This window comes from Pseudarthrobacter sp. NamE2, from assembly GCF_005796205.1.
In the GTDB taxonomy this organism is placed as follows: domain Bacteria; phylum Actinomycetota; class Actinomycetes; order Actinomycetales; family Micrococcaceae; genus Arthrobacter.
In genome coordinates, this window is record NZ_VAHN01000013.1 from 22,516 (window position 1) to 48,192 (window position 25,677).

The window sequence follows — 25,677 nt, forward strand, 5'->3', positions numbered from 1 at the left end:
TTCGGTCTTTGCTACATGTGTGTTCCGCGACCCGCCCTTCCAGGGGAGGGCTTGAGGTGGGCTATCGGAAGTCGGCGCTGTTTTCCTTGGCGACTTCCAAGAGAGTGGCCTGGAACGCAATTTCCGCCGCGGCGCGGACCCTGTCATGCCGGTGGGCCAGCAGCACGCGTCGGGACGGGGCACTCGAGCCCAGGGACACGATGCTGACGCCGGGGTGCTTGTTCACCACAGCCGTCCGGGGCGCCAGGGCGATGCCGAGCCCGACGCTGACCATCGCCTGCGCCTCCTGGTAATCATTGGCGTGGAAGGAAATCCGGGGCGCAAACCCTGCCGCCTGCGCGCTGCGGTGCAGCACCTCGACCACCGGGTGTTCCTCTTCCCGGACAATCCATTCCTCATTGGCCAGGTCCGCCATGTCCACCTGCTTGCGGCGGGCGAGCCGGTGGTCCTTGCCCACAATGAGTGCGGTGGCATCTTCAAACACGGTGGTGAGGGCGAAGTTCTCCGGATCAATCCGGTTCCATTCGTAGTCCCACAGCAGTGACATTCCCACCTGGCCGTTCTCCAGCATCTCGATGAGGTCATTGAACCTGCTGCTGCGGACGTGGAGGTCGATGGCCGGGTATTGCGCCTTGAACTTGCTGATGACCAGCGGAAGGAAGGAACCGCCGAGGGTGGGAAAGGTCCCCATGGTGAGGCTGCCCCGGTTCAAGCCCGCGATCTCGGCAAGGTCCGCTTCCGCGGCTGCCATCTGCCGCAGGATCCGGCGGGTGTGCGCCGTGAGGACATGCCCGGCGTCGGTCGGGACCATGCCCCGCGCCTGGCGCTGGAGGAGCGGTTGCCCCACTTCCGCCTCCAGGCGGCGGAGTTGCTGGGAAACTCCCGACGGCGAATAGACGTGCTTGTCCGCGGCGGCGGTGATGGATCCGAGTTCCACCACGTCCAGCAGCAGTTCAAGCCTTCTAATGTTCAGCACTGCCCAATCCTCCTTGAAGCATTTGTAACACCCTACTGCTGATTTTATACAAGTACTTCATCTTCGGCGCGCCTGTGCGCCGACGCACCCACCGCTCTTGACGGCATGGGTCGAAAAGTGGGTTTAAAGTACACACCTCAACTCGCCACGTTTGAAGTAAAAGTGCATGGAGGTGCATTTTTTGGCGTTTGTAATTCATCTTCGGTCCGCATCACACTTGGTTAGGCCAGTACGGCTGAGGGCCCGATTTGGCGCCGCATTGAAAGGTGAAAGCAAACATGTTCAAAATCCCAGCTACGTGGATGCGTGGAGGAACCAGCAAGTGCTGGGTTTTCGAATGGGACAACCTCCAGGTTCCGGGCAAGACCGTGGACGAGGTGCTCCTGCGCCTCTTCGGAAGCCCTGACAACCGCCAGGTTGACGGCGTGGGAGGCGGAACCTCGACCACCAGCAAGGCTGTCATCCTGTCCCGGTCCGTCAGCGAGGACGCCGACGTCGACTACACCTTCGCGCAGGTAGGCATTGATGAGCAGCGGGTTGACTGGGGCAGCAACTGCGGAAACTGCTCCGCCGTCGTCGCTCCGTACGCGATCGAGCGCGGCTGGGTTGCCGCCGGACCCGAGACCACTTCCGTGCGCACCCTGAACACCAATACCAACCAGCTCATCCTGCAGAAAGTTGATACCCCCGGCGGCGAACTGGGGCACTCGGGCACCCAGATGATCCCCGGAGTTCCCTTTCCCGGAATGCCGGTTGGCATGGGCTTTTTCGACCCCGCCGGCAGGACGACCGGACGGCTCTTTCCCACCGGAATTCCGATGAACAAGGTCACCTTTGACGGCCGCCAGGTGCCCGCCACCTTCATCGACGCCGGCGCCCCCGTGGTCATCGTCGAAGCCGAAACCGTGGGCCTCACCGGCCACGAAACCGCGGCCGAGATCGACACCCGCACGGAACTGCTGGTGCACCTGGACGACATGCGCCGGGACGCCGCCGTCCAGATGGGTCTCGCGGAAACCCGGGCCGACGCCGAGCGCGCCATCCCCAAGCTTGCCCTCGTGGCAAAGGCCGACGACGGCGACGAAGCCGACCTGCTGGTCCGGATGCTCTCCATGGGCCGCCTGCACCCGGCCCTCGCCATCACCGGAAGCGTGGCCCTCACCATGGCCGCGCAGCACCAGGGAACCGTCGCTGCCAACCTCATCACCGGCGACGTCTCGGCAGGAGTCACCATGCGGACCCCGGCCGGCCTGGTCCAGACCTGGGCCGAAACCCGCGAAGGCACCCCGGTCGTCGGCGCCCTCCGCAGTGCCCGCCGGCTTGCCGACGCTGACCTCCTGCTGCCGGACACCTGGTAAGCACTCCACCACAAAGCTCCGGACGCCGCCGCGCGCACCGGACTCCCCAACGAAGGACACCCTCAATGACGAGCCAAAAGTCTTCCCTGGAACCTCCCGGGGACCTGGTGGACGCAGCAGCCACCGAACTTCCCGAACCGCCCAAGCACTCCCGGCGCACTATCCTCGCCTCCGTTGCCGCCCTGGCCGCACTCGGACTCGGAACCACAGTCCTGGGGGAGGGCCTCCTTAACCCGCCGTCCAGTACGGAAGACGGTGACTTCAGCGGCGAAACCGTCGAGTTCCTGATTCCGCTGGCTTCCGGCGGCGGCACCGATACCTGGGCCCGTTTCATCGGCACCGAACTGACGAACTACATTCCCGGCCGGCCGGGGTTCGCCCCGGTTAATGAACCCGGCGGCGAAGGCATCTCGGGCACCAACAAGTTCGCCCGCTCCGCGAAGGCCGACGGCACCGAAGTCCTGGTGGGAACCGCCTCGACCGTGGTGCCCTGGGTCCTGGGACGCACCGCAGTGAAGTACTCGTTCGAAAACCTGCAGCCCGTCGTCGTTAATGGCACCGGTGGCGTCATCTATGCGCGGACCGAAGCGGGCGTCACCGGGGTCAAGGACCTCATCAACCGCGACAAACCTTTGGAGTTCGGCGGGATCAGCGCCACCGGCCTGGACATCACCACCCTGGTGGCCTTCGACCTGCTCGAAGCCGACGTCACGTCCACCTTCGGTTTTGAAGGCCGCGGCCCGGTGAACCTGGCCCTGCAGCGCGGGGAAATCGACCTGGACTACCAGACAACGTCTGCCTACGGCTCGGCCGTCGAAGGCATCGCCAAGGAGGGCAAGGCCACCGTGCTGATGTCCTTCGGCCAGCTGGACGGCTCCGGCGAAGTCGTTCGGGACCCCAACTTCCCGGACGTCCCCACGGTCGCCGAGGCCTACGAACAGCTGCACGGCAAGAAGCCCTCCGGCGAAAAGTTGGAGGCCTACAAGACCCTCCTCGGCCTGACCTACACCTATCAGAAGGGCCTGTGGGTCCCCGAAAAAACACCCGAAAAGGCCGTCACCCTGCTGCGCGAATCCAGCGAGAAGCTCGGCGCGGACAAGGACTTCCAGGCCAAGGCCGCCAAAGTCCTCGGCGGCTACCCCCTGGTGGCGGACGCCGGCATGGCAGACCGCGTCCGGGCCGCCTACACCGTCAGCAGCTCCGTCAGGTCCTACGTCAAGGAACTGCTCGAGCACACCTACAACATCCACGTTGAATAAGGACCACCATGCTTGATTCCGCTATGGCAGCGCTGGCATCACTTGCTGATCCGTCGCTGCTGCTGATGCTCCTGATCGGCGTTGTCGCCGGTCTGGTCATGGGCCTCATCCCGGGACTTGGCGGCACCGGCGCCGTCGCGATCCTCCTGCCCATCACCTTCGGCATGGAACCGCCCCAGGCGCTTGCGCTCCTGATCGGTGCCCTCGCCGTCGTCCATACCTCCGACACCGTCTCGGCCGTGCTGCTCGGCGCGCCTGGCTCAGCCTCCGCCAGCGTCACCATGCTGGACGGCTATTCAATGGCAAGGAAAGGCCAGGCCGCCAGGGCACTGACCCTGGCCTTCCTGTCCTCGATGGCGGGCGGCATTATTGGCGCCATCGGCCTGACCCTGGCCATTCCACTGGCCCGGCCCCTGGTCCTCTCCTTCGCAAGCCCCGAACTGTTCATGCTGACAGTCCTCGGCGTCGCACTCGCCGCAGTGCTGTCCCGCGGAAACATCATCAAGGGCATCTCGGCCGGCCTGCTCGGCCTGGTCCTCGGCATGGTGGGCACCTCGCCCACGACCGCTGAGGAGCGCTTCACCTTCGGCAGCCTGTTCCTGGGTGACGGGCTCTCCCTCGTGGCAGTGGCCCTGGGCATCTTCGGCCTGGCCGAGATCGCCTCCCGCGCCAGCCAGCGCCGCGGCCAGAAAGAAAACATTACGCTCGGCGGTGGCTGGGGCAAGGGCATCCGTGAGTGGCTGTCGCACTGGACGCAGGTCATCCGCGGCGCGCTGATCGGCATCTGGGCCGGCGTCCTGCCCGGCGTCGGCGCCACCGCTGGTACCTGGCTGGCATACGGCCAGGCCGTGGCCACCGCCAAGGACAAGCGCAAGTTCGGCAAGGGCGACCCCCGCGGCATCGTCGGCCCCGAAAGCGCCAACAACTCTGTAGAGGCAGGGGACCTGATCCCCACCCTGCTGTTCGGCATCCCCGGCGGCGTCCCCTCGGCCATGCTCCTGGGCATGCTCCTCACCTACGGCATCCAGCCGGGCCCGTCCATCATCACCGAACACCTGGACCTGATGTACCTCATCGTCTGGTCCTTCGCCATCGCCTCGATCCTCGGCGCGCTGTTCTGCTTCCTCAGCGTCAAGCAGCTCGCCCGGCTCACCAAGGTCCCGTTCGCCGTGCTCGCAGCCGGCCTGGTCGCCGTCATGCTGCTCGGCTCCTTCCAGGAGGGCGGCCAGCTCGGCGACCTCTGGGTGATGATCATCCTCGGCGTCTTCGGCTGGCTGCTGAAGTCCACCGGATTCCCGCGGGCCCCCTTCCTGATCGGCTTCGTCCTGGCCATCCCGCTGGAACGCTACTACTTCCTCACGGACAGCCTCTACAACGGGCTGGACTGGATGGCACGCCCCGGCGTCCTGGTCTTCCTCGCCATCCTGGTCCTGCCGATGATCTGGGCCTTCATCAAGTTCATCCGGGCCCGCCGGAACACCAACCTCGACGACGGCCACCGCGACGAGCGCCCGGAGGACGACGAGAGCCCGCTGAAGAACTCCACCTGGTCCCTGGCTGCCGCCGGCATCTTCGCCGTTGCCTTCGCCGCCGCGCTGGTCTCCTCGCAATCGTTCTCGCCGGAAGCACGCCTGGTGCCGCAGCTGGTGAGCATCGGCGGCCTGATCTTCACCGGCATCCTGCTCTTCACGGAGGTCCGTACCTGGCTCAAAACCAGGACCGCACGGACCGGATGGACACTCGATGCAGGTTTCGCCATGAAGACCTTCGTATGGATGACAGCTTTCCTCGCCCTGACCGCAGCCTTCGGCTACCTCGTGGCCGTGACCGTGTTCATCCCGGCATTCCTGCTGGTGGTGGCCAGGGCCCGGGTCAAGGTTGCCCTCATCTACACGGTGGCGCTCTACGTGCTGCTTCTGGCCCTGCCGTCACTGCTCCCCATCGACCTGCCCCAGGGCTGGCTCAACACCCTCGTCTAGCACGACCTGACCAACTACGGAAAGAAGCAAGACCATGACGGTTCTCGTTGCCTACGCCCCGGCCCCCGAGGGCCGGGAAGCCCTCGCCCGGGGCGTTGCCGAAGCAGTCCTTCGAAAATTAGACCTCCTCATCGTCAACGTGGGCCGCGGCCAGCACGACCTCCACACCGAAGAGATCCGCGACGTCGAAGACCAGCTGCGCGCAGCCGGACGCACGATGACGCTGGAGTCGTCTGTCCTCTCGGACCCCGGAGACGCCGTCATCCAGATCGCCCAGGACAAGAACGCCGACATGATCGTCGTCGGCCTGCGGCACCGGTCCATGGTGGGGAAACTGATCCTGGGAAGCACTGTCCAGCGCATCCTGCTGGACGCCACCTGCCCGGTCCTGGCCGTCAGGGCGGACCGGCTCAACTAGCCCACAGCGGGACCGCTTCCACACCGGTCCCGCTCTGGCTGCCGGACCATCCGGCAGGCGAGCCTACCCCCGCATTCCATCGCAACAGGAACCCGAAGGACGGGCGCGGGGGAGGGGCACGCAGGAGAAGGAGGCAGGAGGATCCGATGGTCCTTCTGCCTCCTTCCCTACGTCACGCCATCCCCAGCCGTGCGCCTTACCTTCAGAATGACGGCATCACCGTTTACCGGCGCGGACCACAAACCAAGGAGAGCAATCTTGACCAAGACAGCAGAACGGGTCACGGCCCCTGCCGGTGAAACCGGTGAGCGAAGCCGCGGCCGCCGCCCGCGCAGCCTTATGCTACTGGTGGCAGTGGCCGGTTTCCTGATCCTGGGCCTGGCTGCTTTGGTGCTGGGAGGGAACCTCTTCGACCCGGCGGCCGCCACGGAATCGGAGCCGACCATGACCGCGACGCAGCTCGTCCCCCTCGTCATCCTTGTCGTGATGTTTGTTGTGGCCACGAAATGGCCGTTGAACATCGGGGTCATGGGCCTGGTCGCATCGTTCGGCGTCGGCTATTTCATGCTCGGCATGACGGACCGGGAGATCCTGGCCGAGTTTCCCGCCAGCATCGTGCTGACCATCATCGGCGTCACCTACTTCTTCAGTATGGCGCAGCGGAACGGCACCATCGACATCATCGTGCAAACCTGTGTGCGCCTCGTCCGCGGCAAAACCATGGTGCTGCCCTGGGTGTTCTTCCTGCTCGCCGCGGCACTGACAGCGCTGGGCACCTTCTCGCCCGCCGCCGTCGCGCTGCTCGCACCCGCGGCCATCGGCTTCGCCTACGAGTCCCGCATCCACCCCGTGGTGATGGGCGCCTTCATCATCAACGGCGCGCACGCCGGCGGCTTCTCGCCGCTGTCCGTGGCCGGCGTGCTGGTGCACAACATCGCCGAGGAGAATGGCTTTCCAATTTCCCAGGGTGCGCTCTTCGCCGCCAGCTTCGCCATCAACCTCATCCTGTCCGTCCTCACCATCGTCGTCTTCGCCCTGCTGGGCAGGTTGCGCGAGGGGGAAGGCCGGCACATGGACCTGGACACCTCGGCAACCGTCCGCCCGCACGGCCAGCAGATCCTCACCCTTGTTCTGATCACGGTGATGCTTGTCTGCACCCTGGGCTTCCATATGCCGATCGGTTTCGTGGCCCTCTCCGCCGGGCTCCTGCTGGCGCTGGTCAACATCAAGGAGCACCAGACTTTCATCGGGGGCATCTCCTGGTCCACCGTCCTGCTGGTGGCCGGCATGATCACCTACGTGTCGCTGCTCCAGCACGTGGGCGTCATCGACACGCTCGCGGAGCAGGCCCTGGCACTGGGGGCGCCGCTGCTGATCGCACTCGTGCTCTGCTATGTCATCGGGATCGGGTCCGCCTTCGCCTCCTCCACTGCCCTGCTGACCGCCTTCATCCCGATGGCCGGCCCGCTGCTGGCCGCCAGCACGCTGAGCGCCTCCGGAACGGTTGCTGCCCTTGCCGTGGCCGCCACCGTCGTCGACGTTTCCCCGTTCTCCACCGACGGCGCACTGGTTATTGCCAATGCCCGGGACGAGGACCGGCAGCGCGTCTACAAGCAGCTGATGATCTACGCCGGCGCCGTCGTGCTTGCAGCACCCGTCCTGGCGTGGGCGCTGCTGGTGCCCACCGGCATCATGTAGGTCCCGCCCCAGGGAGGACGTTTTGGGCCGGGTCCTCAACCATCCCTGGCTCGCCTGGCCCGGTGCAAGCTCTCCTACGGCATGTACCTCTGGCACATGTCGGCGTACCTCCTGCTGCTGCCTCTTGTAACGACGGCGCCGGTCCGGGTTGCGCTTACGGCAGCGTTGACCGTCGCCCTTGCCTTCTTGTCATACCGGTTGGTGGGGATACCCGTCCGGCGTCGGGCCAGCAAGAGTGGGAGTTAGCATCTGAGTGCGTAATTTCATTTTCTAAATCGAGTAGACATTACTCGGGCGCCCGCGTGAGAAGCTACCTAGATTCGGGTCATGGCACGAGTTTCTGGCCTTGGGCAACGACGTCGCAGACCCCTTGCAGGTACTCCGCGTTTCGCCCGGCCGCATCATCCAATTGACGTCGTCCCCATAACTGGTTCCGCTTTCAGACCCGCCTCGCCCTTATCCCGGCACGTCTGATGCACGTGACAATCCCCTTCGAAGACGACTGGAACACCGATTGCCCGCATCAATTCGTGGGACGCTGCAACGCCTGCCTAGCGGAAGCCGCCAGGCAGCGCGCACGGGAATCCGAGGCGCATTCGACCGAAGGTTCGCCTACCGGCCCGGGCGGGGGGACGATGCCCCCTTCGCCGTCGTCTGACGCCTCACGCCTCGAGAGTTAGCGACGGGCTGGATGAGCACTTGTTGCGAAGCATCACGGCAGCCTTACGACGGCGGCGCGCGCCGCCGTCGAGCACGTCAGGGATGAGGGGGCCGACAGCTATTTGCGGATCCACGCCGATCCGCCGCCTCCGCCATCGGCCCCGGGTCTTGGACAGTTCGAATAAAGTTTGTTGCCTGGCGGCGCCGCTGCTTGGCGCCGCCAGGCGTGAGACCATCGGCTTTGCCGACTGAAAAGGTGCGGGCTGACTGGGCCTCACTTCCCAGATGCACCCCCATGCGCTCCCGACCTTCTTCCATCACTGTGCATGGAGTACCTCAAGAACAAGTTTCGATGGGGTCAAAAATTCCTCAAGACTTCCGCAAGCTTCCAATCCCGTCAGGCGGTAACACCCGGACTGGCCTGTAGGATTTTCCGGAAATGGCAGGCAGGGGACAGACCATGCGCACGGTTGCCTGCCGCTCGGCATGGTGCTTGGCTGGTGCCATGAGCGATTCAGAAGCCCGCAGCACTGACGACCTTCCCGACGACGAACACCTGCGCAACGACGTCGTTCCGGCGTCCGAAGCCGAGCCCGAGTCTTCCAATCCCGAGCATTTCACTCCGGGCCAGACCAACGCCGGTCAGCAGGTGGGCGGCCTGGCTTCGGCCACCGGTTACGGAACCGGCCAGGATCCTGACGAGCCCAACACCAACAACCCGGTGTGATTGTGGAAGCCTAAAAACGAGTAGCACAGGTAGCCGCGAGCCGGGATCCCGGGCCAAACATAAGTACCCGGTACTCGTGACCGAGATGTGACGCCACTTCTAAAATGGATCGGACAAGGGGATCAGGCCGCCGCGCCATCGCTGCTCCGGGTCCCCGTCTCCGGACCATGCAGGGGAGGACACCGTGGCAGACCGCCGTCGCAGCTCCCGGTTTCCATGGGCAGGTGCGCGCCGGAAGGCGCACCGTCAGCCGCCGGAAAGCGGAACGACGCCTTTGCAGGCGTTTCAGCAGGATTCGCGGGCCCGTGTCCTCGTCTCGGTAGTAGCTTTGTCCGCGCTCGCATTCGGCACCCTAAGCGTTGCCGCAGACGTAACGCCGACCCGAAGTTCCCAGGAGGATGTTCGGGAACCGGTGAGCACGGCTTCCGGCTCTGCAGAGCCGACTACTGCGCCGGATCCTGCCGAGCCAACCCCTGGCCCGGCATCTGCCGAGCCCACCGCGCCCACCGATCCCACCGGGAACTCCGGCTCGGCCGAACCCACTGCCGAGTCCAATTCTCCCGCGCCCACAGCAGAGCCCGGTGCCGCAAAGCCGGCAGCGGCAGACTCAACAGGGAACACCGACGCCTCATACGGCGAGGCCATGCCGGTGGGGGACCTGCCCGGGTGGAGGCAGATTTTTGCTGAAGACTTCACGGACGGGGACGTGCCCATCGGCGGCTTCCCCGGCATTTACAGCTCCAGGTGGAGCGAAAACTACGTGGACGGCACGCCGGACACAGCTGCCAAAAGGCAGGAAAAGGGCTCGAGGACGTCCGGGTACTTTCCATCAAAGGTCCTAAGTGTCCATGACGGCCTCCTGGACATGTATCTGCACTCGGAAAACGGCGTATCCATGGGCGCGGCGCCCTCCCCGAGACTCAACGGGGCCACCCAGTCGCCGTACAACAGCCAGTTGTACGGGCGCTACTCCGTACGTTTCAAGGCCGACTCCCTGCCGGGATTCAAGGTGGCCTGGCTGCTCTGGCCCGTCAGCAAGAACTGGCCGCAGGACGGGGAGATTGATTTTCCGGAAGGGGACCTGTCCAAGGTGGTCTACGCTGCCTTGCACGGCGTGACCTCAGAGGGACACAAATTCGAGGTCTTCCGGCCCGAGGTTCCGTTTACCACCTGGCACGTCGCCACCACCGAGTGGAGTCCCGGCCGCATCGAGTTCTTCCTTGACGGCAAATCAATCGGCGTCGCCACGTCAATGGTCCCGGACAAGCCTATGCGCTACCTCCTGCAGACCGAGTCCTGCCTGACCGGCTGCCCGGCGCCCGACACCCGCGGCCACGTGTACGTCGACTGGGTATCGATTTGGGCCAGGGACTGACCACGGGGCGGTACTGAGCGAATGGAATCCGCTGTCCGGCGGCGGGAGACACCATAAGCGAAAAGCCCCTCCTCAGAGGGGCTTTTCAGCGTCTTGGACTGCCGGCGCAAACGGGGTCCATCCGGCCGGCGCACCTGGCCGGGCAAGGCGGAGCTTGGCCGCGCGCTCCACCAGGATAGGAACGTAGTCCCGGATGCGGACGCCGTCGTACAGCAGGTGCTCCTCCGAGACCACCTGCTCGATCACGGAGCGCTCATGGCCGGGAAAGTGTCCGGCGAGCCGTTCGATGACGGCCAGAAGCGCCCGGGCTTCGGGTTCGTTGAGCATTCCCACCGCGTCAGCCTGCCTAACCGGTATGTCTTCAACCGTGTCTTGCGTCCTATACGCCTCTGAGCAGACGTTGTTTGCTTGGCGGTGCCAGCTTCTTGACACCGCCAAGCGCGGAGACCATCGGTTTCCCGATGCAAGGCCCGGTACTGCTGAACATCCAGTTCCAGCCGCACCCCCATGCACCGGGCCTCTCATGGACTACTTTGGACTGCTTCGCTCAAGGGCCTGCGCAGTTGCCGTCAAGAACACCTCAAAACCCCCTCAGGTTTGGGCAGGCTAACCGGAGAGTTACCGGCGGCTCGCCAAAGCCAGCCGGAAGGCGTCCGCGGAGGCCGTGCTGCTGTTGATCCGCCAGTCGGTTTCCTTGTTGAAGTGGAACCAGGTGACGGCGGTGATGTCCGGCTGCGCGGCCAGGTAGCTGATCAGGGCAGTGTTCCAGTCCGCCTTGGAACCGCCCTGCTCAGCGGAGGCCGTCTCCGCGATCAGGATCTGCTTGCCCGATGCCAGGGCCCGGAGCTGGGACAGGCCCTCACCAAAGAGCTGCGACGGCGACTGCCAGCTGCTCCAGGACGCAGAGGTTCCCCAGTTGTAGCCGTCCAGCGCTACAGCGTCCACGTAGGCGTTCCCCGGGTAGAGGCCGGAGAGCGGGATGGAGCCCCAGTAGGGAACGTTCGGGTTCCACACCCAGGTGATGTTGGTGGCTCCGGTCGCGGCGACCACGTCATGGACATGGCGCCAGGCGGCCACGTAGTCCCCGCTGCCGTTGCCGTTGATCTGCTCAGACCACGGGTACCAGTTGCCGTTCATTTCATGGCCGAACCGCAGCATCACCGGGTGCCCCCACTTGGCCAGCGCCTGGCCCCACTGCTGCAGGTAGGGATCGAAGTCCCCGGCAGCGATCCGGTCCAGGGAGTAGGCAGGCTGCTCGGTGCCGCCGCCCCAGGTCCAGGGCTCCCAGGTCAGCAGGGTCTGGGCGCCGCGGGCGCGGACCGCTTCGAGCTCGGTGATTGGGGGAGCCTGGTTGAAGTCCTTGTAGGACAAAACGATCGACGGCGCCTCCCCGGCAAGTGCCGTGACGGCGTCGAGTTCCGCGGACGCGAGCGGGCCGCCGGGTGTTCCCACGCCGAACCGGAGAGCGGCCGGGGCAGGAGCCGGCGCGGCGGGAGCCGGTGCGGGCGCCTGGACCAGGTTGGGGTCCTCCTCGGCCACCGACGGCGAGCTATAGGTGTAGGTAAATGCGGCAGAGGCGTTCGCTGTGCCCGAGGTTGCCCGGACCGTCAGTGCGGTTTCCTCCGTCACAGGCATGACCACCTCGGCAGTGAAGTATCCGGATGCGCTGGTCTTGAAGGCTACCGCTGTGGTGCCGGCAGTGATGGTCCCCGGGCTTTTCTTGGGGAAGCCGGTGCCGGTGACCGTCACCGACGTGCCGGCCGGTCCCCGATCCGGGCTGAGCGTGATGCCGGCCGTGGCGGCATGCGCCGGTGCCGCAACCCAGACTGTGCCGCCGGCGAGCAAAGCCAGGACTGAGGCCAGTGTTCTAAGCAGTTTCATATACCCCTCCAGTAGGATTCGGCAGCAGCCGGAGATGACGGAAGGAAGCCGGCCACTGCGAAGGACAAGGGCCGGACGGAAAGACCCCCTAATAAGTCTCCGCACTACGCAGGGTTCAGGGAGCCAAAACAGCGCAGGATCTGCCCAGCTTTCTTCGAGGAAAAACCCAGCGCTTCATGGCCGCCTGGCAAACGGCCCGACAATGGACCAGGAACGTACGGCAAAAAAATTGCCTGGAACCCCTTTACGTTCCCGGGGCCAAAGTTTTAAAGTCGGTGGTGTCATAGTCCGGATGGACGCCGGGGGGCGTTCGGGAAGGGGGAGTGTATTACTGCTGACCGTAACCGAAAGACAATTGACCACTACGTTGAAAGCCCCTCCTAGGAGGGGCTTTCCCCTTGTCTGCGGGAACTACGGCCTCCGCACGGCCATCCACGTAGTGGGGGCCAAGCAATACGAGTAGCCGATACTCGGGTGCAGGTACTGCAGCGCTGCCTAGATTCGGGGGCATGGCTGAAGTAATCAATCGCAAGCACGGCCGCCGCAGGCACCCGGACGCAAAACGCGGCATCCAACCCTACATCCTGGTAAACGTAGTCCTCGCGGTCGGTCTGGTGATCGCCGTCTATGCAATGACCCGCTAGGCCGGGCCCGTCCCTGCTACGCCAGCACCGGCGGCTCGAACCGCGTCGAGGGTGAGCCTCCCGAGGTGGCCTTGAGGATGTTTTCGGCCACACTGCGGACTTTCAGGTTCCGCTGCCGCGACACCCCCGCCAGCTTGCTGAACGCTTCGGGGTAGGAGCAGCGGTTCTGCGCCATGATCACGCCGCAGGCAACGTCAATGGAGGTGCGGCTTTCCAGCACGGCCTTCAGGTTGTCCCCGGCGGACCGGACGCTGCGCACCTCGAGGGCCAGCTTCATGCTCTGCGACGCCACCGACGCGAACCAGGTGGCCTCGGCCACCAGGTCCGGGGTGAAATCGAAGTTGGCAGGACCTAAAAGCACCATGGCACAGGAAACACGCGGCTCAAGCTCGAGCGGCACCGCGAGTGCAGAGCCGTAACCGGAGGCGACCAGCCGCCGTCGGTATGCCTCCCAGCGCTGCGAGGAGCCCTCACCCGTCACCTGCACAGGTTCGGACGTCGCCGCCGCCTGCGCCATCGGCCCATCGCCGTACCTGTCCTCGGACCCGGCCAGGCACTCCGCGGTGCCCACGCTTCCGGCGGTCACGGGCGGGCTTCCCGGACGCTGCAGCGTGGCGGCGCAGTCAATGCCCACCTTCCCGCTGAGGGCCAGCGCGGCGGCCTCGGCCAACCGCTGCACCGAATCAAGGTCGGTGTCCGCGCCGCTGACCAGATCCAACAGGAACCCCGTTCGTTCCATCCGCCTGGTGCCGGATATCGGTTGTACTGCCACGCTTCTTTCCCCCCATCGATGCCCGTTGTACCCGCCACGCTGCAGGCTTTGTTCGAATTTATGGGGCGGCCCCGGGAAGGACACGAGTAGCGGGTACTCTACTTTTCGGTACCCCCAAGCGGACTACTTGCTTCCAGCCACTCCCGGAAGGTTTGGCGTCCGACGGCGGCGCCCGGCGCCGGGATCAGCGCGCCGCTGCGCATGGCTCTTCCCATGGGCCCCGGAAGCGGCACCTCCACCACCTTTCCGCGATGCCCGTTTCTGGCCAGGTAGGCGCGGACCAGCCCGTCAAGCTCCTCGAGCCGGGGACCGGCGAGGTCCTTCAGGCGGCCCTGCGGCCCCTGGCCCGCAGCGTTGACCAATGCTTCGGCCACCTCGCGGGCGGCCACGGGCTGGGTGAACATCTTGGGCACAACCACCAGCGGCCCGGCTGAGGCGGTCTTCACCACCAGCGGCACGAACTCGTGGAACTGGGTGGACCGCAGAAGCGTCCACGGCACACCACCGTGCCTGACAGTGTCCTCCTGGACCAACTTCCCCGCGTACAGGCCGGAAGTGGCCTTGTCGATGCCGACGATCGAGAGCACCACGTGGTGCTTGATGCCTGCTGTCTTCCCGGCGGCCAGCAGGTTCTGGGAGGCGCTGGTGAAGAAGTCCACGGCCTTTTTGGTGGAGGTGGTGTTGATGCCGGAGACGTCAATGACGGTGTCCGAGCCGGCCAGTGCCTGCTCCAGCCCCCGGCCCGTAACCAGGTCCACGCCTTCCGCGCGGCTTAGGCTCACCACCTCGTGGCCATGTTCCTTGGCGAGTGCCACCACATGGCGCCCAACAGTACCGGTTCCCCCTGCAACGGCGATCTTCATACGGGAAATCCTATGCCGGACGCGGCCGGGTCCCGGGCACCGGAAACAGTGCCGCACCTACGCCTCACAGCAGGGCCCGCAAGGCGTAGGTGGTTTGTTTGCTGCACTGTCTGATCCGGCGGAGATATGCCGCCGCAAGGAGGGGCAGCGCCGTGCCCGGATCGCTGGTGGCCGGGTCCTGGCGCAGTGCCTGTTCAAGGTCAAAAGCATTTCCGGCCAGGCGCTCGGCGCCCACCATCTGGCTTGAGGATTTCAGGCTGAGTGCCGCGTCGATCGCCCCCGGGAGGTCCCCGGTGGTCAGGGTATGGCGGATCCTCTCGATCCTGAGGGGCAGTTCGTCAATGTAGTTCTGCACGAACACCCGCCAGATGTCGTCGTCATCGTCCAGCCCGTCTCGCAGCCTTTCCAGCACTGACGGGTCAAGGAGGGGCCGGGGCTGGCCGTTGTCCTGCATCGGCGAAACGTCCCTTCACCAGGAGCGAGTGGTCCTCCTTCCTGCACGGAAGAAGGACCGCTGACACCCCCAGGCTTATGTAGGAGACTATGTGCCGGGGGCGGAGCAGGACACGAGTAGTGAGTACTCAGGTTTGGGCAGGTGACTCCCATCCCGATAGGGAGCTGCCCGGAGCCATAAAGGGGGGAATTCTCCCGTGCCCCGTAGGGTTGCTGCTCATTAGACTGGGACGCATGACTGAGCAGGAACCGGCCCGGGGGCGGGCTGCTGCTTCTTACGACGACGGCGCGGGCCTTTCCGGGGACAGCCAGGAGACGCGGGGAACGGCTGGGGAAGGCGGCGCCGGGGACCTGCCCGACCCCGCCGCCGTCGACACTTCACTGCGCAGCCCGGCGGAGCGGTCCCGGACGTTTGCCGGGATCCTGGCGAACACTGCGCTTGCCAACATCACCACCAGCTACCTGTGGTTCGCCTTGACGTTTTGGGTATACCTGGAAACGCGGAACGTGATCGCCACCGGTGTGGTGGGCGGCGCCTACATGCTGCTGATCGCGCTGTCCAGCATCAGCTTCGGCACTTTCGTGGACCGGTACCGCAAGCTGGCCGTGATGCGCTTCGCGGCGGTGTTCACGCTGGTGATGTTCGTTTTGTCCGGCGCAATGTTCCTGGTGACACCGGCCTCCCAACTGCTGGCCCTGGGACAGCCCTGGTTCTGGATCTTCACCCTGGTCATCCTCATCGGCGCGGTGGTGGAGAACCTGCGCAACATCGCCCTGTCCACCACGGTGACCATCCTCATCGAACCCGATAGGCGGGCCAACGCCAACGGGATGGTGGGCATGGTGCAGGGGCTGATGTTCCTCGTCACCTCGGTACTGTCCGGGCTGTCGGTGGGCCTGCTCGGGATGGGCTGGACCATTGCCGTAGCGGTAGTGCTCACGGCGCTGGCCTTCGCGCACCTGCTCACGCTGCGCATGCCCGAGGAGGTGCGCGCCGCAGCCACCGACGCCCACGGCGGATTCGACTTCCGCGGAGCCCTGGCCGCCGTGCTGGCCATCTCCGGGTTGTTCGCCCTAATCCTGTTCTCCACGTTCAACAACTTTGTTGGGGGCGTGTACATGGCGTTGATGGACCCCTACGGCCTGGAGATGTTCCCGGTGGAGCTGTGGGGGATCTTCCTGGCCGTGGGATCCAGTGGTTTCCTTGTGGGCGGTGCGCTGATCGGCAAGTTCGGACTGGGAAAGAACCCGCTGCGGACCCTGCTCATCGCGGTGGTGGTGATGGGGTTCCTCGGCGCGGTGTTTACCCTGCGCGAGTGGGCGTGGCTGTATGTCCTGGGGATTTTCCTGTACCTGACCCTGGTGCCCGTGGTGGAGGCCGCCGAGCAGACGGTGATCCAGCAGGTGGTGCCGCTGCCCCGGCAGGGGAGGGTGTTCGGGTTCGCCATGGCATTCGAATCGGCCGCGGCGCCCATCACCGCGTTCCTGATTGCGCCGATCGCCCAGTTCTGGATTATCCCGTACGCCCGGTCCGCCGAGGGGGCGTCCGCATTGGCCCCGCTGCTGGGGGAGGGCACCTCACGCGGGATCGCTCTGGTGTTCCTGGTGGCCGGGACCATCCTTATCCTGGCCGCGCTGCTGGCCTTCCTCACGCCGGTCTACCGCCGCGTCTCGGCCGAGTACGCCGAAGCCACAGCGGAGGAAACGGTGGACGCCGGCAAGCCCAGCGAAGCTTAGTCCGGGCCGGGCAGGCACGATTTTTGCCGGCCTTGTCCTGCGACTCAATCATTTTTCCGTGACGCGCATGTTCCCAGGCGCCGGAAAATAGCACCAGCGCCTGGGAACTTGCGCGTCGCAAATGAATCTGCGCTCCGTAGGTGAAGACGGAAGCCCTTACGGCTCGAAAAATGTCATAGCCTTGACGGCATCTTGACCGATTCTTGAGGAGCAGAAGCCACAGTATTAGCACGCCGTGTAGCAGAGTGCGGCAGGGCCCGACGCAACCGGGCTGTGGGGGACACTGTCATCGGGAGCTATCCCGAGGTCTCAAGACGTCCGTCGGCGCCTCCCCCGGGGCGCCGGCGGGTGCTTCATTAGCCGCCGCCTAGGCCGTTTGCGTATCCGAAGCGATGCGCCCGGCGTCGAGCATCACCACACGGTCCGCCCGGCCAATGTCTCCTGGGTCATGGCTGGATTCGAGCACCGTCACGCCGCGGCGAAGTTCGTCCGCCACTGCCGCGCGGATCAGGGCGTGCGCGCTGCTGTCCAGCCCGGCTGTCGGCTCGTCCAGCAGGAGGATGTCCGCCTCCTGCGCCAGTCCCTGCGCGATGAGCGTCCGCTGGCGCTGCCCGCCGGAGAGTTCCTGCAGCTGCCGGTCGGCAAGGTCTGCAATGCCCATGCGTTCCAGGGCGGCGGAAACCTTCTGCCGGTCGGCGCGGCGCAGGGGCAGCAGCCCCCGCCGGTGCGGCCAGCGGCCCATCTCCACAGTTTGCCGGACCGTGCACGGCAGATTCTCCGGCGTGCGCGTGTGCTGGATGACCAGGGCGGGGCGGGAACCGGCGGACACCATGCCCCTGGCCGGCTTCAGCACCCCCGCCGCCAACCCCAGCAGCGTGGACTTCCCGGACCCGTTCCTGCCGGTCAATACCGTGTGCGTGCCCGGCATCAGCGCCAGCGACACCTCCTCCAAAACCTGCCTGTCAGGGTAGGCGTACCCGATCCCGCTTATCGTCAGTGCCGCCATGACCTCGCCCCCCTCTTGTTGCGAATGACTCTCATTTAATACTGTACGATGATCCGCGATGGAATGGTTACTTGATCCCCTAAGCGCATCTTTCGTGCAGCGCGCCCTCGTGGGCGGTTCCCTTGTGGCCGTGGTTTGCGCCGTCGTTGGCACCTGGGTGGTAGTCCGCGGCATGGCCTTCCTGGGCGACGCGATGTCCCACGGACTGTTGCCCGGCATTGCCGTCGCGGCGCTGCTCGGCGGCAACCTCCTGGTGGGGGCGGCCCTCAGCGCGGCGGCGACGGCGGCGGGCGTCTCGGCTATCACCCGCAACCGCCGCGTCTCCCAAGACACGGCCATCGGCCTGCTGTTCGTGATCATGCTGTCCACCGGCGTCATCATCGTGTCCGCCTCCGGCTCGTTCGCCGTGGACCTCACAGGGACACTCTTCGGCGATGTCCTCGCCGTCGAGACGGATGACATCCAAGTGCTCGCCGCAGTCGGACTCGTTGTCCTTGCAGCGGCGGCCGTGTTTCACCGCGCCTTTCTCGCTGCAGCCTTCAACCCGCAGAAGGCAGCCAGCCTCGGGCTCTGGCCGCGCCTCACCCACCTGGTGCTGCTGGGCCTGGTGACCCTCGCCGTCGCGGCCTCGTTCCAGGTGGTGGGAACGCTCCTGGTGTTCGGCCTGCTGATCGCCCCGCCCGCCGCCGCGCTCGTCTGGGGGAAGTCGGTGCGGACCGTCATGGTCCTCGGCTCCCTTATCGGTGTCGCCAGCGTGGCGGCCGGGCTCTGGATTTCCTGGTACGCGTCCACCGCCGCCGGGGCCACCATCGCCCTGGTCTCCGCCCTGTCCTACTTCGCCTCCGCCCTGATCCGTGGCGCACTCCACCGGTTCCGCGGCACCGGACCGGCCGCCGCCGTCGCACGTGCCGCCGCTGAACCCGCTCCCGAACCTTCGCTAGAAATGGATACCCGACCCCGTGCTCCGCACCATGCCTAAACTGTCCCTGCTGCTCGGACTTCCGCTGCTGCTCGCTGCCTGTGCAGCACCCGCCACGGACGCGCAACCGGACGAATCCGCCACCCCTCACGGCTACGTCGCCGGGGCCCAGGAGAACCCCGAGCCGCAGACCGGCCTGCTCACCTTCAACCGCCGGACAGGGGAGGGGCAGCTGCTCTCCCTTCTCAGCGGGCAAACGTCCGACGCCGGCACGTCCGGCAGTATCGATGCCGCGTCTTTGGACGGGCGCTACGCCCTGCTCACTACCGGGAACGGCATCGAAGTGTTCGATACCGGCGCCTGGACGGTGGACCACGGCGAGCACAAGCACTACTACAGCGCCGAGCCGGGGTCTGCGGGCATCATCGATGTGCCGGACCCGGGGGCCGTGGCAGGCGACGGAACAGCCATCGCTGTCTTCTCCCGGTCGGGCGGATACGCGTCCGTCTACAAGCACAAGGACCTCGACGCCGGCTCGCTGGCTGAGGCACTGCGGATCACCACCCAGCCCCATGACGGGATGGTGGTGCCGTACGAGGGGCATTACCTAGCATCCGTTGATTCGGTTTCCGGGGCCGCCGGTGGCGTTGAGGTCCGCGACGATTCCGATTCCACCGTGCTCGGCCGGCAGGAGTGTCCCGGCCTCTCCGCCCATGCCGCCACCCGTGTGGGCGTGGTGTTTGCGTGCACGGACGGTGCCCTGCTGGTCACCGAGGAGGACGGCACCTTCGCTGCCGAAAAGATTCCCTATCCCGACGGCGGCGCAGCCCTTCCGCCTGCCACCGTCCTTGGGCACCGTCCCGGCTCCAATGAACTGGCCGGGCCTGCTGGCACCACCGGCATCTGGCACCTGGACGTCCCACAACGGACCTGGCTGCACCTGCCCACACCCGTGCCCGTGACTGCTGCCGCAGCCGTCGGAGACGGGAAGCGCGTACTCGCCGTTGCCACCGACGGTTCGGTCCTGGTCCTCAACCCCGCCGCCGGGGAGGTGACGGCCCAGGTGCCCCTGCTGGCACCCGCAACCGAGTACCCATCCGGAGAGGCACGGCCGCAACTCCGCATCGATGCCTCCCGTGCCTACCTCAGCGATCCCGCCCGCTCGCTGGTCCATGAAATTGACTACGCGGACGGCATCCGGGTCGCCCGGACCTTCGAAGTCCCTTCGGCCGACCTCATGCTGGAGACCGGACTGTGAGGCGCCGCGGCTTTGCCCGGCTGGCCGCGGCAACCGCGCTGGGCCTGGCCCTGGCCGGGTGCTCGGCGGTGGGTGCGGAGAAACCCACGGTGGTGGTGACCACCAACATCCTGGGCGACGTCACCCGGAACCTGCTGGGGGACCAGGCCGACGTGGTGGTGCTGATGGAGGCCAACGCCGATCCGCACTCCTTCGGCATCTCCGCCCGGCAGGCGGCCATGATCGAAAACGCGGACCTGATCATCCACAACGGCGGCGGACTGGAAGAAGGCGTGCTTAACCATGTGGAAGCCGCCGCAGCGGAAGGCGTGCCGACGCTCGCGGCGATGGACGCCGTCGAACCCCTCGCGTTCACGCACGGGGAGGACGGTGGCGGGACTGCCGAAGACCCGCACTTCTGGACCGACCCGTCCCGGATGGCGCAGGCCGCCAAGGCGATTGCCGACGGCGCGCTGGAGCACGTTGACGGGGTGGACCCCGAAGCAGTGCGCTCGCAGACCGCCAGCTACGTGCAGCAGCTGGGAGAACTCGAAGTGGCAATGGAGGCCAGCTTCGCGGGCATCGATCCCGCACGCCGGAAGCTCATCACGAACCACCACGTGTTCGGCTACCTGGCGCAGCGGTTCGGGTTCGAGGTGATCGGGGCGGTGGTCCCCAGCGGCACCACGCTCGCCTCGCCCAGTTCCGCGGACCTTCACGACCTCACCGGGAAGATCCGGTCGACGGGCGTGGTGGCCATCTTCGCCGACTCGTCCCAGCCGGAGCGCCTTGCCCAGGTCCTTGCGGCCGAAGCGGGGCAGGAGATCGCCGTGGTCCCGCTGTTCACCGAATCCCTGGGCGCCGAGGGTTCCGCCGGCGCCACCTACCTGGACATGATGCGGGCCAACACCCAGAGCATCACCAACGCATTGTCCTGAACTCGCACCCACAACAGAAGGAAGCAGAAATGCATCACCGCAACACCCCTGTCCGCCTGCTGGCCGCGCTCGCCGCCGCCGGCCTGATGCTCACCGGCTGCGGCACCAGCGCCACACCTGCCGGCAGCGTCTCATCCTCCAGCCCTGCCGCTGCCACCGTTGACGCGGCCTCGCCGCGCATCGTTACAACGTACGACGGCGGCGTGCAGGTCCTGGACGGTGCGTCCTTCGAAGTGCTGGGCGACTTCCCGATCGAAGGCTTCAACCGCGTGAACCCGGCCGGCGACGGCCGGCACGTCATCATCTCCACCGCCAAGGGCTTCGAAGTTCTGGACACCGGCGTGTGGACCGACGGAGGAAAGCACTACGCCCAGGACCCGGCCATGACGGACATTTCGTTCCCCACCAGCAAGCCCGGCCATGTGGTCCGCCACGACGGCAAGACCATCCTGTTCAGCGACGGTACCGGAGAGGTGACTGTCTTCGAATCCGACGACCTCGCATCCGGCCAGCCCCAGGTTGAAACCCATCGGGCCGAGGAAGCCCACCACGGCGTCGCCGTCGAACTGTCCAACGGCGAGCTGGTCCTTACGCTGGGGAACGAGGAAGAGCGCCCGGGCATCGTGGTCCTGGACAAGGACGGCAAGGAGATTGCACGGAACGAGGACTGCCCGGGTGTGCACGGGGAGGCAACTGCGGCCGGGGAGGCGGTGGTGATCGGGTGCCAGACCGGCGTCCTGGTTTACTCCAACGGCGAGATCACCAAGCTGGACAGCCCCACCGAGTACGGCCGGATCGGCAACCAGGCCGGCTCCGAGGAGTCGCACATTACCCTCGGCGATTACAAGCAGGACAAGGACGCCGAACTGGAACGCCCGGAAAAGATCTCCCTGATTAACACCAAGGCCAAGTCGCTGGCGTTCGTGGATCTGGGAACCAGCTACAGCTTCCGCTCGCTGGCCCGCGGCCCGCACGGAGAGGCGCTGGTGCTGGGTACCGATGGCGCACTGCACGTCATCGATCCGGACACCGCCAAGGTCACGGACAGCTTCCCGGTGGTTCCGGCCTGGGAGGAACCGCTGGAGTGGCAGGACCCGCGGCCCACCATCTTCGTCAACGGCCACACCGCGTACATTACGGACCCGGCAACCAACACCATCCACGCGGTTGACGTGGAATCCGGCAAGATCACGGCCACCGGCACCCTGGAGGAGACCCCGAACGAGCTGACCGCCGTCACCGGCTGACCGGGGACGCTCTCTCACCTGCCGCACTGGATTGAGGAACGCTCTCTCACTTACGGTTGCTCAACCGCGGACGCTCCGGCGCAATGGCCGGGGCGTCCGCGGTTGGCCTTGCTACTGGCGGGTGCCACGCACAACGGACATGGTTTTTAGTTAATCCGAAAATTCCGGCGACCCCCGCCGGTACTATCTGAGTAGGAAAATCACCCTGCTTATCACCTCGGGGGCCGGAATTATGGTCAAAGCCGGTCAACCTGTCCGCCCGCCAGCTCAACGACCCCGAGCTGGTGGCAACGGTGGAAGCTGCCCTGCAGCTCCGGAAGATGGATCCGGCGCACCTGTTCCCCATTGACGAACTGAAGATCGGCAGGTCCTTCATCATGGACCTGGGGTCCGGGGGGTCCGCCATCGTGGGCAGTTGCATTGACCTGGCACACGCGGTGGGCATCCGCGCGGTTGCGGAGGGCGTGGAAACCTCCGGGCAGGTTGCTGCATTGATGGAAATGGGCTGCGATCTAGCCCAGGGCTACCATTTTGCCCGCCCGCTGCCTGCGCCGCTGCTCAAGGAGTGGCTGGACGCCCACACCAGCTGGCGGCCCGGCGGGTACTGAGGACTATCTGACAACGGTTAACGGGCGAACCGCGCAAACGCCCCGCCCGGGACGGCTACCCGATGTCTGGGTCCGGCCGTGCTGGTGGGCGGGGCGATTGGCGGAAAATCAATGTGGCAGGCTCGGGGCCCCACGCTGGGCGCTATGAGCTGCCTGGGAAGTGGCCTATGCGGCCATGGCGGCTGCTGGAACGGCGGCCTTCCTGCGCGGCGCCAGCACACTTATGGTGCACGGTGCCTGCTGCGGATCGATTTTTGTTGGAAGGTGATGGGTTTCGGAAGAGGCCTGCAGCATCTCCAATGCTGCGTCATCCACACGGGCGTGCGAGATGTCCAGTTCCAGATCCAGTCCTTCCCGGAGTGAGTTGGCCCGCTTTGCTACGACGTAGAGGGCGTTAACGCTGTGGACGGTGATATGCCCCTTTGCAATCACCCTGGCGCGTGCATGGTCGAGATCGATTCGGACAACAATGTTGAGCTTAGAGTTCAAGTTGTAAAGCCTTCCCCGGCATTGGCTGCGACTCTGCAGCTTCTTGCGATGGCCGTTTGCATCAGCCTCATCCAGAGTAGGGGTGGGATGTGACACACGCAACACCGTGACATTTATTACATCCGATGGTTATTTATGAACCCGCTTTCCTCCGTCCCTGCCCGGGTCCATCATTAGCCCATGGGCAAGCGCGCAAGCGACGGCCTGGGGGACGCGGATACGGATAAAGGCAACGGCGCCGGAAACAGGCCGGACCATGTGGTCGTTTTTGTCCACGGCATGGGGCGGGCGCTGAAGGGCGGCACGCTGCAGGAGTGGGCCCAGCCGCTGATGCTCAGCCTGCACGACCTCTCCCTCGACCTGGCGCCGGACGTTCCGCACCCGCACCTGGTCATCACCAAAGCCAACGCCGTCGGCGACCCACCCGAGGTGTGGGCCAAGGTGCTGCGAAGCTGCCCGGACGGCAGGCCGGACTATCTCACTGTCCTCATGACGGAGGCGTCCTGGGGCAGGGACTTCGAGCCGGCGTCGGCCGCTTCCACCTACTCCTGGGCGCTGCGCACCGCGCTGCGCGTCTACCGGCGGTCCCTGCAGCTGCTTCGCTGGAACCTCTACCCCGGCCGGCGGCGGGCCGGCATCACCTGGCTGGGCGCGCGGCTGCGCCAGCTGCTGCTCACATCCATGGCGGCGTTTGCCGGACTTTTCATCCTGCTGGCGGTGCTGGTAGTGCTGCTGCTGATCATCGTCCTGGCCTGGATTCCCGGGCCCGGCCGGTGGGCGGGGAAGCTCGTGTCCCTGTTCGCGGACTTCCTGGGCGACCCGCAGGTATGGAAGCGCAAACCCCTGCAGGCGGCGGCGATGCGGCAGCGGGTAGTGGACACGCTGCAGCGCTGGGACCACGGCGGCGGCACCCAGGTGACGGTGGTGGCGCACAGCCAGGGAGCTGCGATCGCGGGCCAGGTCCTGTTCCAGAACCAGGCCCGCGCCACCAATTTCGTGAGCGTGGGCAGCGGCCTGGACCTGCTGGGCTATGCGCAGTGGGGCGGCGGCACGGGGGAGGATCCGGTCATGGACTGGCTGGTGAATCCGGACCGGCCGCGCTGGATCAACGTCTGGGGCAAGTTCGACTTCGTCCCGGCCGGGCCGATTTCCACCCATACCAACGGTCCGCTGCCCGTCTTCGGCAAGCTGTATGCCCGGGACAGCGCGGGCGACGGCGGCCCCGGCCCGGAGGAGCACCCCGTCTACAACAGGTCCGGCCTGATCTACGACCACATCGTCTACTCCAGCAACCGGGTGGAGGTGCTTGATCCGCTGGCGCGGCTGATCCTGGACCCGCCAACCGATCCACACGGCCTGGCCCTGCGGGGGCTCGACGGCGACCGGCGGCTCCGCCCGCACCGCGTCATGGTGAAGAGCCTGGGAGTGACCCGGCTCTTGTCGGTCCTTACCTCGGCGCTGAGCGCGCCGGCTGCGCTGACGTGGCTGGGGTCGCAGGAGTGGGCGCGGAACCTGGTCCAATGCGGGCCGCCGGGTGCCGGCGAGGACCCGTGGTGGTCCTCCTGGCTGTGCTCCGGCCCGTCCTACCACTGGGGGCACTGGCAGAACTGGGGCGTCCTGGCCGTCACCACGGCAGCCTTTGCCGCCCTCCTGATCGGTTTGCTGAACGGGCCGGTCTGGGGCGTGCTGCACAACCGGCTCCAGCGCATGCGGAAACCCTCCTTTCGGCAGTCGAGCGACCCAAGCCGCAACCCGCCGGCCAACCCCTGGTGGTACGTCACGTGGTATCTGCTGATCGTGACGACGGTGGCCGTGGCCGTTCCCTTCATGCTGGCCTGGCCCGATCTGCCATGGGTACTGGTGGTGGTCCTGGTGGTGGCGCTGTGGGCACTCTCCTTTACGCGTACCAGCATCAGCGGCCTGCCGGCGCGCACGGACGCCCAAACACAAAGCCTTGCGGAACCGGCGCAACAGCCCGCGCCGGACCGCCTCGAACCCAAGGAACAAGACCCTGGCCTGCCTGAGCCGCTACCCGCCGTCGTGCACGCCAGCCGGCAGCAGGACGGTGCCGCAGGGTCAGCCGACCACCTCGGGAAGCCGGCCGGATAAGACTGAGACGGGGGCCGAGGACCAGCGCTGACGTTCCGGCTCAAAGGAGATGACCACCGTGGCGCCGCTGTCCCGGCACTCGTCCATGGCGAGCAGAAGGGCATCCTCCATGTGCCGGGCGTACTCGAGCCGCTCGGCCAGGCTGCCCTGCAGGTCTGCGTCATCAATAAGGACGTGCCCCTTGCCGTCCACGATGACTTTCAGCGAATACCCCTGGTCCTCGTGCAGGGATCCGCGGGTGGATGAAATCTCGGTGACTCTGCTTGCCCGGACCAGCCCGTTGCTGATCGTACGGATCCACGCTTCACCCATCGAATTGACCTC

24 protein-coding genes are annotated in these 25,677 nt (G+C 66.0%); 15 read left to right on the top strand and 9 right to left on the bottom strand.

What is annotated here, in order from left to right:
• Positions 1-61: 61 nt before the first annotated feature.
• On the bottom strand, positions 62-976 hold the full coding sequence (locus FDW83_RS14905) for a LysR family transcriptional regulator (protein WP_138138868.1): 915 nt from the start codon (positions 974-976) through the stop codon (positions 62-64).
• 278 nt (positions 977-1,254) lie between these two features.
• Here FDW83_RS14905 and FDW83_RS14910 point away from each other — a divergent pair, with 278 nt between their 5' ends.
• The 7 genes from FDW83_RS14910 (at position 1,255) to FDW83_RS14940 (ending at position 10,450) form a co-directional block, all read left to right on the top strand.
• Positions 1,255-2,334: a PrpF domain-containing protein gene (locus tag FDW83_RS14910; protein ID WP_138138869.1), complete on the top strand. Its 1,080-nt coding sequence runs from the start codon at positions 1,255-1,257 to the stop codon at positions 2,332-2,334.
• A 65-nt stretch (positions 2,335-2,399) separates the two neighbouring features.
• Positions 2,400-3,593: a hypothetical protein gene (locus FDW83_RS14915; RefSeq protein ID WP_138138870.1), complete on the top strand. Its 1,194-nt coding sequence runs from the start codon at positions 2,400-2,402 to the stop codon at positions 3,591-3,593.
• An 8-nt stretch (positions 3,594-3,601) separates the two neighbouring features.
• Positions 3,602-5,572 carry a tripartite tricarboxylate transporter permease gene (locus FDW83_RS14920; RefSeq protein ID WP_138138871.1) on the top strand — a complete coding sequence of 657 codons (1,971 nt, stop codon included), beginning with the start codon at positions 3,602-3,604 and terminating at the stop codon, positions 5,570-5,572.
• Positions 5,573-5,606: 34 nt separating this feature from the next.
• Positions 5,607-5,990, top strand: coding sequence for a universal stress protein (locus FDW83_RS14925; RefSeq protein WP_138138872.1), 384 nt, complete (start codon positions 5,607-5,609; stop codon positions 5,988-5,990).
• A gap of 258 nt (positions 5,991-6,248) precedes the next feature.
• Positions 6,249-7,688, top strand: a complete 1,440-nt coding sequence (locus FDW83_RS14930) for an SLC13 family permease (protein WP_138138873.1) — start codon at positions 6,249-6,251, stop codon at positions 7,686-7,688.
• A 1,165-nt stretch (positions 7,689-8,853) separates the two neighbouring features.
• On the top strand, positions 8,854-9,075 hold the full coding sequence (locus FDW83_RS14935; protein WP_138138874.1) for a hypothetical protein: 222 nt from the start codon (positions 8,854-8,856) through the stop codon (positions 9,073-9,075).
• 412 nt (positions 9,076-9,487) lie between these two features.
• Complete coding sequence (locus tag FDW83_RS14940; RefSeq protein ID WP_240721000.1) at positions 9,488-10,450, top strand: glycoside hydrolase family 16 protein; 963 nt, start codon at positions 9,488-9,490, stop codon at positions 10,448-10,450.
• A 72-nt stretch (positions 10,451-10,522) separates the two neighbouring features.
• On the opposite strand, the gene FDW83_RS14945 is transcribed toward FDW83_RS14940, so the two are convergent.
• The gene (locus FDW83_RS14945; protein ID WP_240721009.1) at positions 10,523-10,777 is read right to left on the bottom strand and encodes a three-helix bundle dimerization domain-containing protein; all 255 of its coding nucleotides are present in this window, start codon (positions 10,775-10,777) and stop codon (positions 10,523-10,525) included.
• A 291-nt stretch (positions 10,778-11,068) separates the two neighbouring features.
• On the bottom strand, positions 11,069-12,331 hold the full coding sequence (locus FDW83_RS14950; RefSeq protein ID WP_138138875.1) for a glycoside hydrolase family 26 protein: 1,263 nt from the start codon (positions 12,329-12,331) through the stop codon (positions 11,069-11,071).
• A 509-nt stretch (positions 12,332-12,840) separates the two neighbouring features.
• On the opposite strand from FDW83_RS14950, the gene FDW83_RS19680 reads away from it, so the two are divergent.
• The gene (locus FDW83_RS19680; protein WP_255469947.1) at positions 12,841-12,975 is read left to right on the top strand and encodes a hypothetical protein; all 135 of its coding nucleotides are present in this window, start codon (positions 12,841-12,843) and stop codon (positions 12,973-12,975) included.
• A 16-nt stretch (positions 12,976-12,991) separates the two neighbouring features.
• On the opposite strand, the gene FDW83_RS14955 is transcribed toward FDW83_RS19680, so the two are convergent.
• From FDW83_RS14955 to FDW83_RS14965, 3 genes are all read right to left on the bottom strand, one after another.
• Positions 12,992-13,747 (bottom strand): ANTAR domain-containing protein, encoded by a 756-nt coding sequence (locus FDW83_RS14955; protein WP_240721001.1) that lies wholly within the window; start codon positions 13,745-13,747, stop codon positions 12,992-12,994.
• Between the two features lie 98 nt (positions 13,748-13,845).
• The gene (locus FDW83_RS14960) at positions 13,846-14,610 is read right to left on the bottom strand and encodes an SDR family oxidoreductase (protein WP_138138876.1); all 765 of its coding nucleotides are present in this window, start codon (positions 14,608-14,610) and stop codon (positions 13,846-13,848) included.
• Positions 14,611-14,674: 64 nt separating this feature from the next.
• Positions 14,675-15,064, bottom strand: a complete 390-nt coding sequence (locus tag FDW83_RS14965) for an Hpt domain-containing protein (RefSeq protein WP_138138877.1) — start codon at positions 15,062-15,064, stop codon at positions 14,675-14,677.
• A gap of 233 nt (positions 15,065-15,297) precedes the next feature.
• Here FDW83_RS14965 and FDW83_RS14970 point away from each other — a divergent pair, with 233 nt between their 5' ends.
• The gene (locus tag FDW83_RS14970) at positions 15,298-16,800 is read left to right on the top strand and encodes an MFS transporter (protein ID WP_138138878.1); all 1,503 of its coding nucleotides are present in this window, start codon (positions 15,298-15,300) and stop codon (positions 16,798-16,800) included.
• Positions 16,801-17,167: 367 nt separating this feature from the next.
• On the opposite strand, the gene aztA is transcribed toward FDW83_RS14970, so the two are convergent.
• Positions 17,168-17,806 (bottom strand): zinc ABC transporter ATP-binding protein AztA, encoded by a 639-nt coding sequence (gene aztA, locus FDW83_RS14975; protein ID WP_138138879.1) that lies wholly within the window; start codon positions 17,804-17,806, stop codon positions 17,168-17,170.
• A 58-nt stretch (positions 17,807-17,864) separates the two neighbouring features.
• Here aztA and aztB point away from each other — a divergent pair, with 58 nt between their 5' ends.
• From aztB to FDW83_RS15000, 5 genes are all read left to right on the top strand, one after another.
• Complete coding sequence (aztB, locus tag FDW83_RS14980) at positions 17,865-18,785, top strand: zinc ABC transporter permease AztB (protein WP_138138880.1); 921 nt, start codon at positions 17,865-17,867, stop codon at positions 18,783-18,785.
• Positions 18,778-19,983 carry a hypothetical protein gene (locus FDW83_RS14985; RefSeq protein ID WP_240721002.1) on the top strand — a complete coding sequence of 402 codons (1,206 nt, stop codon included), beginning with the start codon at positions 18,778-18,780 and terminating at the stop codon, positions 19,981-19,983. Before aztB ends, FDW83_RS14985 begins: the two co-directional genes overlap by 8 nt.
• Positions 19,980-20,900, top strand: a complete 921-nt coding sequence (gene aztC / locus FDW83_RS14990; RefSeq protein WP_171027582.1) for a zinc ABC transporter substrate-binding protein AztC — start codon at positions 19,980-19,982, stop codon at positions 20,898-20,900. Before FDW83_RS14985 ends, aztC begins: the two co-directional genes overlap by 4 nt.
• 29 nt (positions 20,901-20,929) lie before the next feature.
• Positions 20,930-22,147 (top strand): zinc metallochaperone AztD, encoded by a 1,218-nt coding sequence (gene aztD / locus FDW83_RS14995; protein ID WP_138138882.1) that lies wholly within the window; start codon positions 20,930-20,932, stop codon positions 22,145-22,147.
• A gap of 284 nt (positions 22,148-22,431) precedes the next feature.
• Positions 22,432-22,755: an EAL domain-containing protein gene (locus FDW83_RS15000; protein WP_240721003.1), complete on the top strand. Its 324-nt coding sequence runs from the start codon at positions 22,432-22,434 to the stop codon at positions 22,753-22,755.
• A gap of 165 nt (positions 22,756-22,920) precedes the next feature.
• Here FDW83_RS15000 and FDW83_RS15005 read toward each other — a convergent pair whose 3' ends face one another.
• On the bottom strand, positions 22,921-23,244 hold the full coding sequence (locus FDW83_RS15005) for a hypothetical protein (protein WP_138138883.1): 324 nt from the start codon (positions 23,242-23,244) through the stop codon (positions 22,921-22,923).
• Positions 23,245-23,424: 180 nt separating this feature from the next.
• Between FDW83_RS15005 and FDW83_RS15010 the strand changes: the two genes are divergently transcribed.
• Entirely contained in the window at positions 23,425-25,353 is a 1,929-nt protein-coding gene (locus FDW83_RS15010) for a hypothetical protein (protein WP_138138884.1), read from the top strand.
• Here FDW83_RS15010 and FDW83_RS15015 read toward each other — a convergent pair.
• Entirely contained in the window at positions 25,321-25,665 is a 345-nt protein-coding gene (locus tag FDW83_RS15015; RefSeq protein WP_138138885.1) for a hypothetical protein, read from the bottom strand. The two genes, FDW83_RS15010 and FDW83_RS15015, sit on opposite strands and share 33 nt — an antisense overlap.
• Between the last annotated feature and the right edge of the window lie 12 nt (positions 25,666-25,677).